This window comes from Metabacillus mangrovi, assembly GCF_009711125.1.
Taxonomy (GTDB): domain Bacteria; phylum Bacillota; class Bacilli; order Bacillales; family Bacillaceae; genus Metabacillus_B; species Metabacillus_B mangrovi.
In genome coordinates this window covers 39,638-53,398 of record NZ_WMIB01000007.1, presented here as the reverse complement: position 1 = coordinate 53,398, position 13,761 = coordinate 39,638, and the positions used below count along the sequence as shown (strand labels likewise).

Annotated in this window: 12 protein-coding genes; 4 read left to right on the top strand and 8 right to left on the bottom strand. The window is 49.1% G+C overall.

Annotation, left to right across the window (positions count from 1 at the left end; all coding sequences use genetic code 11):
• Window positions 1-16: 16 nt before the first annotated feature.
• Complete coding sequence (locus GKZ89_RS09280) at window positions 17-1,573, bottom strand: ABC-F family ATP-binding cassette domain-containing protein (RefSeq protein ID WP_155112126.1); 1,557 nt, start codon at window positions 1,571-1,573, stop codon at window positions 17-19.
• 232 nt (window positions 1,574-1,805) lie between these two features.
• On the opposite strand from GKZ89_RS09280, the gene GKZ89_RS09275 reads away from it, so the two are divergent.
• Entirely contained in the window at window positions 1,806-2,528 is a 723-nt protein-coding gene (locus tag GKZ89_RS09275; RefSeq protein ID WP_155112125.1) for a 5-formyltetrahydrofolate cyclo-ligase, read from the top strand.
• Window positions 2,529-3,080: 552 nt separating this feature from the next.
• Here the strand turns inward: GKZ89_RS09275 and GKZ89_RS09270 are convergent.
• Window positions 3,081-4,106, bottom strand: coding sequence for an NADP-dependent oxidoreductase (locus GKZ89_RS09270; RefSeq protein ID WP_155112124.1), 1,026 nt, complete (start codon window positions 4,104-4,106; stop codon window positions 3,081-3,083).
• 144 nt (window positions 4,107-4,250) lie between these two features.
• Between GKZ89_RS09270 and GKZ89_RS09265 the strand changes: the two genes are divergently transcribed.
• The gene (locus tag GKZ89_RS09265) at window positions 4,251-5,219 is read left to right on the top strand and encodes an NAD(P)/FAD-dependent oxidoreductase (protein ID WP_162356642.1); all 969 of its coding nucleotides are present in this window, start codon (window positions 4,251-4,253) and stop codon (window positions 5,217-5,219) included.
• 58 nt (window positions 5,220-5,277) lie between these two features.
• Here GKZ89_RS09265 and GKZ89_RS09260 read toward each other — a convergent pair whose 3' ends face one another.
• Window positions 5,278-6,729 (bottom strand): aldehyde dehydrogenase family protein, encoded by a 1,452-nt coding sequence (locus GKZ89_RS09260; protein WP_155112122.1) that lies wholly within the window; start codon window positions 6,727-6,729, stop codon window positions 5,278-5,280.
• 183 nt (window positions 6,730-6,912) lie between these two features.
• Between GKZ89_RS09260 and GKZ89_RS09255 the strand changes: the two genes are divergently transcribed.
• Window positions 6,913-7,998 carry a nitric oxide synthase oxygenase gene (locus GKZ89_RS09255; RefSeq protein WP_338324912.1) on the top strand — a complete coding sequence of 362 codons (1,086 nt, stop codon included), beginning with the start codon at window positions 6,913-6,915 and terminating at the stop codon, window positions 7,996-7,998.
• 34 nt (window positions 7,999-8,032) lie between these two features.
• On the opposite strand, the gene GKZ89_RS09250 is transcribed toward GKZ89_RS09255, so the two are convergent.
• The 5 genes from GKZ89_RS09250 to GKZ89_RS09230 all read right to left on the bottom strand — a co-directional run bounded on the left by GKZ89_RS09250 (window position 8,033) and on the right by GKZ89_RS09230 (window position 13,184).
• Window positions 8,033-9,220 (bottom strand): oxalate decarboxylase family bicupin, encoded by a 1,188-nt coding sequence (locus GKZ89_RS09250; protein WP_155112120.1) that lies wholly within the window; start codon window positions 9,218-9,220, stop codon window positions 8,033-8,035.
• A 104-nt stretch (window positions 9,221-9,324) separates the two neighbouring features.
• Window positions 9,325-10,620, bottom strand: coding sequence for an O-antigen ligase family protein (locus tag GKZ89_RS09245; RefSeq protein ID WP_155112119.1), 1,296 nt, complete (start codon window positions 10,618-10,620; stop codon window positions 9,325-9,327).
• A 377-nt stretch (window positions 10,621-10,997) separates the two neighbouring features.
• Window positions 10,998-11,264, bottom strand: a complete 267-nt coding sequence (locus GKZ89_RS09240; RefSeq protein WP_155112118.1) for an acylphosphatase — start codon at window positions 11,262-11,264, stop codon at window positions 10,998-11,000.
• Window positions 11,265-11,277: 13 nt separating this feature from the next.
• Window positions 11,278-11,838 carry a thioredoxin family protein gene (locus GKZ89_RS09235; protein WP_155112117.1) on the bottom strand — a complete coding sequence of 187 codons (561 nt, stop codon included), beginning with the start codon at window positions 11,836-11,838 and terminating at the stop codon, window positions 11,278-11,280.
• Between the two features lie 71 nt (window positions 11,839-11,909).
• Window positions 11,910-13,184, bottom strand: a complete 1,275-nt coding sequence (locus tag GKZ89_RS09230; protein ID WP_155112116.1) for an MDR family MFS transporter — start codon at window positions 13,182-13,184, stop codon at window positions 11,910-11,912.
• A gap of 83 nt (window positions 13,185-13,267) precedes the next feature.
• On the opposite strand from GKZ89_RS09230, the gene fosB reads away from it, so the two are divergent.
• A complete protein-coding gene (gene fosB, locus GKZ89_RS09225) occupies window positions 13,268-13,681 on the top strand; it encodes a metallothiol transferase FosB (RefSeq protein WP_155112115.1) in 414 nt (137 codons plus the stop codon).
• The last annotated feature ends 80 nt before the right edge of the window (window positions 13,682-13,761 follow it).

Sequence of the window (13,761 nt, the reverse complement as noted above, 5' to 3'; positions counted from 1 at the left end):
GGGAAAAACTTGCTCATTAAAATACTTTAGTTGTCCAGTTCTCGCAGTTCCATACCTCAGTCGCCAGTCCTTCATAAAATTCAGGTTCATGGGAGATCATGAGGATGCTTCCTTTATAAGCATTCAGAGCTCGCTTTAACTCTGTTTTTGCATCCACATCCAAGTGGTTGGTCGGCTCATCGAGTACGAGTACGTTGCTTTCATTATTCATCAGCTTGCAGAAGCGGACTTTTGCTTTTTCGCCACCGCTTAACACTTCAATCTTGCTTTCAATATGCTTTGTGGTAAGTCCGCATTTTGCCAGAGCTGCCCGGACTTCCGCCTGATTCAGGGAAGGGAACTCATTCCACACTTCTTCAATGCACGTATTGTAGTTGGCTTCTTTCACTTCCTGCTCAAAGTAGCCGATATTCAAGTAGTCGCCGCGGTCCACTTCCCCGGAAATCGGTTTGATCTCCCCGAGAATGCTGCGGAGCAAAGTCGTTTTCCCTATCCCGTTTGCACCAACAAGTGCAATTTTCTGCCCGCGTTCCATCTTTAAGTTCAGCGGTCTGGATAAAGGCTCATCGTAGCCGATGATCAGCTCTTTCGTCTCAAAAATTACTTTTCCGGCAGCGCGGGATTCCTTGAAATTGAACTGTGGCTTCGGCCTTTCGGCTGCCAGTTCAATCACATCCATCTTATCGAGTTTTTTCTGGCGCGACATCGCCATGTTCCGGGTGGATACACGTGCCTTATTCCGGGCTACGAAGTCCTTGAGGCCGGCAATCTCCGCCTGCTGCTTTTTAAAAGCAGACTCCAGCTGCTGCTTTTTCACCTCATATACTTTCTGGAAGCTTTCATAATCGCCGACATACCGGTTCAGTTCCTGATTTTCCATATGGTAGATCAAATTCACAACACTGTTCAAAAACGGAATATCATGCGAAATCAATATAAACGCATTCTCATATTCCTGCAAATACCGTTTAAGCCATCCGATATGCTGCTCATCAAGATAGTTGGTCGGCTCATCCAGGAGAAGGATATCCGGCTTTTCAAGGAGCAGCTTCGCAAGCAGAACCTTCGTCCGCTGACCGCCGCTCAAATCCTGAACCTCGCGCTCAAGGCCGATATCGGTAAGACCGAGTCCCCGCGCCACTTCCTCCACCTTCGCATCAATCACATAAAAATCATTACTCGTTAAAGAATCCTGCAGGATTCCCACATCTTCCAAAAGCTTTTCAAGCTCCTCAGGCGAAGCACTGCCCATCTTGTCATACATGCCGTTCATTTCCGCTTCTACGTCAAACAGATACTGAAAAGCACCCTGGAGAACCTGACGCATGGTCATTCCCTTATCCAAGTTGGTATGCTGGTCAAGATAGCCGGTCCGCACCTTTTTGGACCATTCCACTTTTCCTTCATCCGGCTCAAGCTTTCCGGTAATAATATTCATGAAGGTCGACTTTCCTTCACCATTGGCCCCGATCAGGCCGATATGCTCGCCCTTTAGAAGGCGGAAAGAAACGTCATTAAAAATAGCCCGGTCGCCAAATCCATGGCTGAGATTTTTTACAGAAAGAACGCTCATAATCTACACCTTTTCCTTTTATATAAATGTCGTTTTTTTAACTTCCACTCCACGATTATATCGAACCGCAAAGTATAGTGAAAGGGACAGGCAACCGAAAAGTTTGAGAAATAACGGAAAAAACTCTGGCTGATTATCAATATTTCCCGGGAAACGTGCTGTCATTTAAACGGACAAAGATGACAATCAGCCCTCATTTCCTGTTAAATAAGAGAAAAAGGGAGAATCATGAATGAAAAATAAAAGGGAAATACGCGAAAAAGTTTGGGATGTGCTCACAGAAGAAAAAGCAGGCCGGTTTCCTTTCCCGCTGAAAGGAAGAATTCCAAACTTTAAGGGCGCTGAAAAAGCTGCAGCGTTTGTAACCGGGATGGAGGAATATAAAAAAGCAAAAACAGTCAAAGTGAACCCGGACGCCCCCCAGCTTCCGCTGAGGGCACAGGTGCTGAAGGACGGGAAAACCCTGCTCGTCCCCACCCCCAGGCTGAAAGCCGGTTTTATCATGGTGAAGCCGGAATGGGTCCCAGCGGGAGAAGAACGGAGAGCAGCAAGCCTCAGTCACATTAACAAGTATGGAAAAGTGCTCGCCTTAACTGAAATGCCAACAATCGATCTGATCATCGTCGGCTCAGTAGCCATGACCGAAGATGGCAGACGCCTTGGAAAAGGGGAAGGCTACGCCGACCGCGAATATGCCATCATCCGCGAACTCGGAAACCCCGCTGTTCCCGTCATCACAACCGTCAACAGCCTCCAGCTTGTAGAAGATGACATCCCGGTAGAAGAATTTGACCTGACCGCTGACTGGATCGCAACAGAAAAAGGCCTCCTAAAAACCAATTCAGCCGTACCCAAACCAGAAGGCATCGTCTGGAGCCGCGTCACCGAAGAAGAGTACGAAGCAATGCCGGTGCTCCAGGAAATAAAGGAGATTGTGGAAGGGCGGAAGAGGTAGATGAGGATGAATGCTTTATTGAATTTACAGGGTGGAAGCAGATAGACGATGCCTCCGACGCCGAATAGGAGAGTCAGTACGCTCCAACGCCGGCTGGGTGTGGTATTCAGAGATATTCAGGCCTTCACTTCGTTGCTGCCTACTACCTTGGGAACACCGACACACAGAAGCGCCTCCGACCCCACATGCTTTAAAGCATCGGGGGACAGAGAGCAGGTACTCTGACCCCTTATGCCCCAACGGTTCGCAGAGGCGGTGCCAGAGCTTTAGTGCTTTAGCAGAACCGGGGACAGGCACCGCCTCCGACCCCACATGCTTTAAAGCATCGGGGGACAAAGGGCAGGTACTCTAACCCCTTATGCACCAACGGTTTGCAGAGATGGTGCCGGAGCTTTAGTGCTTTAGCAGAACCGGGGACAGGCACCGCCGCCTGCCGCCCGCCGCCCGCCGCCTGCCGCCGCCGTAAACCACCGCCAAACCGCCAACCTCCACCACCGCCCACAACCCCAACCTCCACAAAAAAACCGCCCCCAACCAGGGGCGGCGCATCCATCAGGCTTTTGCATATAGCGGATCGGCTACTTTTACGAGCTGTTTTCCCAGGTTGGAGCCTTTGAAAAGGCCAAGGAATGCTTCCGGGATGTTGTCGAAGCCTTCGACGATGGTTTCTTCGTATTTCAGGCTGCCGTTTTTGACCCATGTGCCGAGTGCGCGGGTGCCTTCTTCAAAGCGGTCTGAGTAGTCTCCTACGACGAAACCTTTCATGAGGGCGCTGGATTTGATCAGTTTAGTCTGAACGCGCGGGCCCAGGTCTTCGCCGGCTTTGTTGTAGGAGGAGATGGCTCCGCAGATTGGTACACGGGCAAATTTGTTCAGCAGGCTGTATACTTCGTCGGATATTTCTCCTCCGACGTTGTCGAAGTAGACGTCTACGCCATTTGGACATGCTTTTTTCAGAGCCTGTCCGACGTTGTCGGTTTTGTAGTTGATTGTTTCGTCAAAACCGATTTGTTTCAGGTATTGGAGCTTTTCGTCTGAACCGGCGATTCCGACAACGCGGGCCCCTTTAATTTTAGCGATTTGACCGACGATGGATCCGACGGCTCCTGCAGCTCCGGATACGACGACCGTTTCGCCTTCCTGCGGCTGGCCGATGTGAAGGAGCCCGAAGTAAGCGGTCAGGCCGGGCATGCCGAGCACTCCTAAAGCAGTTGTAATCGGCGCTGTGTCCGGGTCAATTTTGCGGACGGCTTTTGCCGGTACGGCGGAATATTCCTGCCAGCCGAGCATTCCGACAATCGTGTCGCCCCGTTTGAAATCAGTGGAATTGGATTGGACAATCTCGCCTACCACTCCGCCATGGATCACTTCATTAAGCGGGAATGGCTCTACATAAGACTCTGTGTCCTGCATTCTGCCTCTCATATACGGGTCTACGGACAAATAGAGTGTGCGTACCAGCACTTCTCCATCCTTCGGTTCGGGAACAGGTGCATCCTTAAAGCCGAATGTGTCGTTGTCAGGCATCCCTGTAGGGCGTTTTGCAAGGTGAATTTGTTTTTGGCTTGTTTTTTCCATCGTCAATTCCTCCTTAAAGTTTCAAGTCACTAGTACTACCCTATCATCATGCGCACCCTTGTTCAAAGAATTCATCTTGCCGGGAGCCGATTCATTTTTGTCAGGCTTCCGGTTACGGGGTAAAGTGACGGGGGAGGGATGTTAATGGTGAAGGTTGCGATCGTTGGAGCGGGTCTGTCTGGACTGGCTGCTGCAGGAGTGTTAAAGGAGCACGGGATTGAGGCTGTGCTGCTGGATAAGGGGAGAAGCCCGGGCGGGAGGCTTGCAACGCGGAGGATCGAAGACGGCCGTGCGGATCACGGTGCACAGTTTTTCACTGTAAGGACAAGCGAGCTTCGCGAGGCTGCCGGGAAATGGCTGGAGAAGGGCTGGATTAAAGAATGGTACGCTGATCCTCATCCCCGGTACATCGGCACTGAGGGAATGAACAGTCTCGCCAAAAGGCTTGCGGAAAATTTTGATGTAAGAGTAAATTCGAGGGTTGTGAAGGTCAAGGAAAAGGGGACCGGTTTTGCTGTTCAATTGGATTCAGGAGAGACGGTCGAAGCCGAGGCGGTCCTGCTGACCATGCCGGCTCCTCAAACGCTGGAGCTGCTGAACGCAAGCGGGATAGAAGAGGACAGCGGTCTTTCTGCTATCCAGTTTAATCCCTGTTTTGCGGCACTTGCTGTATTAACTGAGCCCCTGAAGCTTGAAAACGGGCACTTGGACCGCGGATTGCCGGAGAATGTGGAGCGGATTGCAGAACAGTCGGCAAAAGGCATTTCAAAGGAGCCGATCGCTGTTGTGTATATGAAGGGTGAATGGTCAAAGGAGCATTTTGAAGAAGAGGAAGCTGCCGTTCTTTCTGCCATCCTTCATAGTGCAGAGAAGGTGATTCCGGAAAATAAGGTCAAGGCTGTTCAGCTGAAGCGCTGGAGGTACGCTGAAGCAGCAGAACTTGTAAACCGGCCGTTCCTTTCTATTGGAGAAAGCGGTTTGCTTCTGGCAGCGGGGGATGCGTTTCTCAGAACCGATGATCCTGCGGGCCGGTCCAGGTTTGAGAGTGCTTACCTGTCAGGTCTTGCGGCAGGGGAAGAGCTTGCTTTAAAGCTGAAAAATGCTGCCAAATAAACGTTTGTTTAAGTAATATCCATATAAAAAGCACCGGAGCAGCCCGGTGCTTTTTATCTTAAAACGGATAGTTTCTCGGCTCTTCTGCAACGCCGATCCATTTGACTGTTGTAAATTTTTCGATGGCCCATTCGCCGTTAAAGCGTCCGTTTCCGGAAAACTTTTCTCCGCCGAATGCTACGTGGGATTCATCATTTACAGGCTGATCATTTACGTGGATCATCCCTGTATCGATTTCTTTAGCGACATTCACACCTCTGTTTATGTTCCCGCTGAACACAGAACCGCTCAGCCCGTATGGTGAATCATTTGCGATGCGGATGGCATCCTCTTCGTCTTTAGCACGGATAATGGCTGCGACAGGGCCGAAAATTTCATTTTGCGCGATCGGCATGTCATTTTTAACCTCTCCGAGTACGATCGGATGAAGAACGTTGCCATTCGTTTTGCCGGAAACAAGCAATTTTGCGCCTGCAGAGATGCTGTCTTCTACATCCTTCTGTATTCGGGTCACAGCATCCTCATTGATCAGCGGGCCAACTGCCGTGCCTTCTTCACCTGGATCGCCTGCAGCTAGTTTCTCTGCCTTCTCAACGAATTTCTCAGTAAACGCATCATACACCGCATCTGCTACGATGATTCTGTTCAATGCCATGCAGATTTGCCCCTGATGGAGGAATTTCCCGAAGACTGCGGCTCGGGCTGCCTGTTCCAGGTCTGCATCTTCAAGTACGACCATAACGTTATTTCCGCCAAGTTCAAGAGCGGTTTCTTTCAGCCCTTTTGCAGCAAGCTCTGCGATGTGCTGGCCGACTTCTGTCGAACCGGTAAATGAAATGACTTTCGGGATTTTGTGCAGAACGAAATCATCGCCAATTTCTGATCCCCGGCCTGCTGTAACGTTCAGGACGCCTTTTGGCAGCTCAGCTTTTTCAAAAAGATCAGCCAGCAGGAACCCTGAGGTCACCATCGTGTCAGAAGAGGGCTTAAGAACAACTGCGTTGCCAGTTGCAATCGCAGGTGCCACTGATCTCATAGCAAGGTGAAGCGGGAAATTCCACGGCCCGATTACGCCAATGACGCCCTTCGGATCCCGGTAGACCCGGTTTTCTTTTCCTTTATAGTCGGAAGGAAGGATTTTGCCTTCAATTCTGTAGGGGAAGCTTGCTGATTCCTTCAGGATGTTGACAGTCGCCGCAAATTCAACCTCTGCCTTTACCCGCGTGCTTCCTGATTCCCGGATCAGCCAGCCGATCACTTCTTCCTTGCGTTCAGCAAGCTGGCGCCCGACCTTTTCAAGGATGGCTCTCCGTTCGGACGGGAGTGTTTTCTTCCAGCTTTTCTGTGCTCTTTGAGCAGCCTCGTAAGCTTCGTTTAAATCATTTTTATCTGCGGAACGGACTTCGAAAATGGTTTCCCCTGAATAGGGATTGGTGTTCACGATTGTTTTTTCGCTGGACCCGTCTCGCCATTCACCATCTATATAATGTTTATCCAATGCCATAGTCATTTTTTCCTCCTTATCATTTTGCACTATAAAAAAAATACCCGCTCTGCTCCCGGGTAAAACTGTTTAATGCTCCCAAAACCGGAAACGGGTTTGACTGAGGAGTCTTTAGACATTGGACAATGTGCATCATTTCTACTATTGTTAAGGGGATGAAAGTCCAGTATGACTTATAGGAGGACAGCAGTGGCACAAGCAAACGACTTGTTCCTTAAGGCTAAGGAGTTTATAGAGATCAGTTATCAGGAACTTGGAATCAGCCATATGATCCAGGGACGCATTGAAGAGATCGATAGAGAGATACAGGAGTCAGGACAATATGTACATACCCGGATGGAGCTCGAGCATGGTGCCAGGATGGCATGGCGGAACAGCAACCGGTGCATTGGGAGGCTCTTCTGGCAGTCCTTGCACGTGATGGATGAGCGGCATGTGAATACAGAAGAACAGGCAGCTGAAGCATTGCTCCGCCATATCCGTTTTGCTTCGAATGGGGGGAAAGTGAGGCCGGCCATTACAATCTTTAAACCGAAGGAAAATGGATTGCACCCGGTGAGGATATGGAACCACCAGCTGATCCGCTATGCGGGCTATTCGTTTGAAGATGGCTGGAGAGGCGATCCGGCTTCAGCTGAGTTTACAGAGATCTGCCAGGGGCTTGGCTGGGAAGGGGAAGGTTCGGACTACGATGTGCTTCCGCTTGTCATTTCAGCCGGTGGCAATGAACCGAAGTGGTTTTCCCTCCCCGAAGAAGACGTGATCGAGGTGCCGATTGTCCATCCGGATATGCCGGAGTTCGGAGACCTGAACATGAAGTGGTACGGTGTTCCCATCATATCGGATATGAGCCTTGAAATTGGCGGCATCGTCTATGGAGCAGCCCCGTTTAACGGCTGGTATATGGGGACAGAGATCGGCGCGCGCAACCTGGCGGATGAAGGACGGTATAATATGCTGCCTAAGGTGGCGTCCATTATGGGGCTGAGCACAGATTTTGCCTCCAGCCTGTGGAAGGACCGTGCGTTAGTTGAACTGAACGCTGCGATACTTTATTCGTTTAAGGAGAAGGGTGTCAGCATGGTGGACCATCATACGGCCGCTTCCCAATTTAAGCGGTTTGAAGAGAGGGAAGAGAGCAGCGGACGGAGTGTTACAGGAGACTGGACGTGGCTGATCCCCCCGGTATCTCCGGCAACGACCCACATTTTCCATAAAAATTATAACAATGAGGTAAAATCGCCAAACTATTTTTATCAGGAAAAACCATATTAAGCAGGGAACCCGCCTTTCAGTAAAGGCGGGTTTTTCAGTGTTCCTTCGGGTAATATGAGAAGCCTGGGTATTTTACGACCGGCCACTTCTCCTTGCGCAAAGCATCAAGAAGCCCGGGTCCTGCATTGATATTTGTTTCCGTAATCTGCCTTGGCGTCAGGGCCATCCATTGATTCAAGGAGACATCCTCAAAGCGGTCACTTTTAAAGATTTCCAAGAACCACACGGTTTCCGTCCCGGTATTTTGGATGTAATGGCCTGCGGCGAACGGGACGTATCCGACATCTCCTGCCTGGTAATCGAAGGTCCGGGCTGTGCCGTTCCCCAGAAAGACCGTCATGCGGGCCTTCCCGGACAGATAATATTGCCACTCGGCATTATTAGGGTGCCAGTGCATCTCTCTCATTGCCCCCGGTTCAATTTCAACCAGTGCAGCTGCAATCGTCTTAGAGATTGGAAAGTTCCTCGAATCTACAATCCGTGCGCTTCCGCCCGGGGTCACAATCGGTGTCTGCTTCAGCAGTTCGTACTTAAAGCTGAGAGGCACCTCTCCGTACGGGGAGGAGACCTCCTGCGTTTCAAGCGGCTCCGGTACTTCCCCCTGATAAATGTACACCTGCCGGTCCGGGATATTCCGGAAGGCGCTCTCCGGCACTCCGAAGTTTGCCGATAATACGTCCTTCGGTGTGTGGGCGAACCAATCCGATATGGAGAGTGTGCTTAAATCCGAGAAGTTGCCGTCATCAAAAATAAGCAGGAATTCGCATTGTTCCAGCCCCTGTATAGAATGAGGGATGCCGGGTGGAAAATACCACAGGTCCCCCGGTCCGACATCTGCGATAAAATTACGGCCATTCTGGTCAACGGCTGTGATGCGGGCGCGTCCTGTTATCATATAGGACCATTCTGCTTCCTGATGCCAGTGGAGCTCTCTGACTCCTCCGGCCGTCAGGCTCATATTCACTCCGGCTATGGTCGTTGAGACAGGCAGCTCCCTGACGGTAATCTCTCTTGACCAGCCGCCGAAATTCAATTTCATGTTCGTATCAGAGAAGGAAAACTTAAGGTTTGGGACGAGCCCTTCATCTGTTTTGGGCGGAATGAACATATTCGGGTTCTGAAGGTCACGGAGCACATTTCTGGGCCCGGCATCAATGGCGCCGGCGCCATCGCTCCGGATCGGCTGCGGGATTTTCTTTTTCGGACGATAATCTTCACTCATGCTAAACACCTCTTCCGCTGAAGGAGTAAGAGAAAAGACGTGCAGATACCCGCACGTCTTTCTTACAATATTCCTAAGCTTCGAGCAGCAGAACACTGTCCAAATTAATATTTTCCTTTATTCTTTTGTGATTTGGTCAGATTGTGCGATTTTTCAGCCTGCAGGCTGATCCGCAGAAAAGCCCTTTTCACGTATGCTGCTGATTTCTGAACGACATGAACAGGTTCTGTGTAGCGGTCCCAGCTCGCAAGCAGAATGACAGTAATCAAAGCTGTTTGCGGCGATACGAGAGGGTGGTCGAGAATCCCAGTTAAAAAGATGATGGGAATGGAAATCATGAAAAGATTCAGCAAATGCTTCCGCTTTGATTCCATAAAATAAAGGCAGCAGAACTTAAATGCGACGGAGCCGGCAAGGATCAGGAAGGCCAGGCCGCCTATCGTTCCATATTCTGCGAAAAAAGCGAGAAACATGTTGTGGGCATGCGGAACCCCTTTTCCCGTCAGCTCCAGGTAGGAGTCATAGTATCCGAGCGGGGTGGTTCCGAAAAACGTATTGTCTTTCCAGATGCTGAGACTGTTCAGCCAGATTTCCTTTCTGGCCATGGCTGAGTGATCAATCACTTCTGTTCTTGGAATGAGCGCAATCAGCTGGTCGCGGACAGCAAACATCATCCCGAGGCACGTAATGCCAAGTTTCGGGTTCAGTTTGATGACCAGGAACAGGCAAAGGATGAACATTGTAGCCACTCCGGAACGGGAACCCGTTTGAAAAATGGCAGCAGCAATCACAAGAATCAGCGGAACCTGGTAAAGGAGCAGCCGGTTCTCTTTATTTTTAAAATGGCCGATCATGCTCGTCAATACAAAGGTAAAGGTGAGCAGCAGCAGGAAGGCTGTGAAATTCGGATTATAGGCACTGCCAAACAGTCTTGCTTGGCTGCTGCCGCCGGATCCTCCGATAAACTGCGTCCCTGTAAGAAATGCAAAGATTCCGTTCAAAGAATGGTCTTTGAGCATTAAACCGGACAAAAATAAATAAAATCCACCTGCGATGACGATGCGTTTATAACGCTGAAACGATCCGAGAGTCAAGGTTTCTTTAATGTATAGATATAATCCCAAGTATCCTGCGATTAAGCCGACGATGAGCAGGTAGGAGGCATTTTGCCTGACAATCCCGGCACCTGCGGCTGACACCAGGAGGCACATAAAGAAAAATGTGGTTACATTCAAGCTGAATGGTGCTCTTCGATAGACCGCCTTATTTAAATGATCCCAGCCTATGACAACAAGCCAGACAATCCCGATTGGCGGAAGGATGAAACATAGGCCTACACCAATTTCCAGATGATAAGCTTTAATCCAGGCCAAAATTTTTTCGTAATATAATTTAATCATGAGTCTCCTCTTTCTTACCTTGCCTCAGATCGATTTTTGGGCAGGGTGAAGAATTTGCATTCACATGAAGATGGACTAAATATTCCCAAAAAGGGATTTAAAAATCTTAACTCCTAATATATCTCCAATCTTCGAGGGAATGAAACCCTTTAGCCAATTCTTAACTAAAACTACACCAAAAATACATAAAACCCTTACAATCAATTAACATTTCTTCACATTTTCATCAACCAACTTAAACACTTTACTGCTTTTCCAGATGCCAGTCAATCTGATTTTCAAAACGAACCAAATGTCTGCCGAAGGTTCTTTACCCTCACTTTATACAGGATAAACAATGGAAGACCCGGCCGCTTCAGTCGGCCGGGTCTGCATTCCTATTTTATTTTAAAAGCTTTCAGCTGTTCTTTACCTTCATACTCTGACTGTTCGAACTCCTCGACCACAGCCAGAGGAGAGCCTTTTTTCATTTCTTCCATAAAAGCTTCAACTTGGCGGGTCTCGCCTTCTGCTGCGATTTCTACAGATCCGCTTTCCAGGTTCCTTGCCCAGCCTTTCATGCTGTGCTCGGCCGCTTTTGTCTGGGCATAATACCGAAAGCCGACTCCCTGGACGTGGCCGTGCAGCAAAAACTTTACTCTCATGAATGATGCCTCCTTATTGAACGCGATTTTTGATCGTTTCAATCAGGTCATCCTTAATATCTGTCCAAACATCCGGGTCTGACGTAAAGCGTTTGGCAATTTCCTTTGCGAATTTGCCGAAAGCCTCTTCATATTCCGGTGAATCCTTTTCAGGAAGACCTTGCTTCTTCTCATCCACCCATTTTTGAACTTCTGCTGTACGCGGTCCCCATTTAGCTGTTTCTTCCCCGTTTTCATTCATGAAAATGACAATCGGAATGGATCGGGCTGTTCCATTGGTTAAGTATTGATCCATCAGTTCGAGATGATCATCCCTGATCAAATAGCGGGTTTCGATCAGTGCTTCTTCAGAAAGCCTCATCAGGATCGGAAGATTGACCATCGCATCCCCGCACCAGTCTGCAGTCAGGATAACGGCACGGATGTTTTCTCTTTGCAGCGTCTGCAAAAACACGCGGTCTTCTTCCTTGAGCTGAAAAGTATTGTAAATATGAAGCAGGTTCTCCTGATGAACATTCATTTTCCGGATATACGCTTCCTTTGTCATGCCTTTTTCAAACCATCCGTTAAGCATACAGTCATCCTCCTATACAAGCTTCTCACATTTACTATATAAAAGATTGCCCCGGAAAGCGAATGAGGCGGTTATCCGTTCATCTGGAGCTTTTTCACTGAGGGATGGTCATAGCGCTGAAACATGACGTAATAGAGAACTGCACTGAGTGCAGCAAGCAGGGAAAGTACGATAAAAGTCCAGTCAAAACCAAACCATACCGTCATCGGAATGGAAAGCGGAGCGATGGTCCGTCCGATGGTAAACCGCAAGCTCGCCGCTGCAAAATATTGTCCGCGCATCGTATCCGGAGCAATTTTTGAGATAAAGCTCTGCTGCAGGCCGGCAGTCATCAGCTCTGCAAAGGTGAATAAAGCCATCGCCGCAAGGAATCCCGCAGTGCTTGTCATCTGGCCGAACCAAAGAATGGCGATCGCATAGAAAACGGAAGAGAGAATAAATACATTCCGTTCACGGTAGCGGGTCATCCAGCGGGTGATTGAAATGGTGAAAATCGCAACGAGCAGGCCGTTTTCGGATAGAACAAGTCCGAATGCCTGTTCACCGGTTACCTGCAGGTTCCAAAGGAGGGTTTCCTTTTCGATCATCTCTTTAATGTAAACCGGCATCAGCAAATCCAGCTGCATAAACGTTTGTGCGGCTAAGATCCCTGCCAGGATATATAGAAGGAACGTTTTATCTCTGAAAATAATTCCATAATCCTTCACCTGGCTGCTGATCGCATGATACCATTTTGTCTGACCGGTGATTTTCGCTTCTCCGTTTAAAACAAGAGGGGCCGTCTCGCGGGTCCACTTTGACAATACAGCTGCCAGCAGGATACAGACCACTCCCGATACAACTAAAAGCTCCACCTTATAATGCACATAGAAAATACTCCCCAGGATCGGACCGAGGACGACCGCTATATTCAGGGACGTATAAAAGACAGCGAATACATCACTCCGGTCTTTTTCCGGAACGACATCGGCAATCATAGCCTGGCTGGCCGGCCAATACAGGGCGCCAAATACGCCGGCTGCAGCAAAGCATACGAATGCCAGAGCAGGCAGATCTGCAGCGGGGGATACGGCAATCCCGAAAATGATGAATGAAATTCCCTGGCCGACAGCAGCGAGCACCATCATTTTCTTTCGTCCGAACCGGTCTGCGCTGTACCCGCCCATCAAATTGGCAAAAACAGAAAACACCTGTGCTGCAATTAAAGAGAGGCCGGCCGTTTCCTTGCCGAACTCCTCGGAAAAATAAATAGCCAGGAAGGGGAAAAACATCCAGAATGTCACATTCATTAGTGCTTCCCCAAACAGCCGTACTTTTAAGTTCGAATCCCAATCTTTTATTCTCATCAGACTATCCCCAATTCCTGTAAGCTCACCTACCCATCATAACCTGAAAGATGCAAAACAGGAACGGGAAAATGGAGGACTTCATGAAAATCAATCATCTGCTTTTTTCCGTTTCAAATCTGGAACAATCAATCGGCTTCTATGAAAAGGTGCTGGGTGCCAGGCTGCTGGCCAACGGAAGAACCACCGCCTATTTTGACCTGGATGGGCTGTGGCTCGCATTGAACGAAGAGCCTCATATTCCAAGAAATGAAATCAGGGAATCCTACACCCATATTGCTTTTTCAATCGATGAAAGAGAATGGGATGCTGCATGGGAGAAGCTGAAGCGCCTTGATGTGAATATCCTGCCCGGGCGGGAGCGGGATGAGAAAGATAAGAAATCCATCTATTTCACAGACCCTGACGGCCACAAATTTGAGTTTCATACCGGGACGCTGGAGGACAGGATGCGCTATTACCGGGAGGAGAAGGGGCATATGGAGTTTTTTGAGTAAGCGGGCAGCATAAGAAATGAGATGGCCGATAAGGTGAACAGCAGGCCTCATTCCAGTGGATGAAAAAAAGAACCAATCGG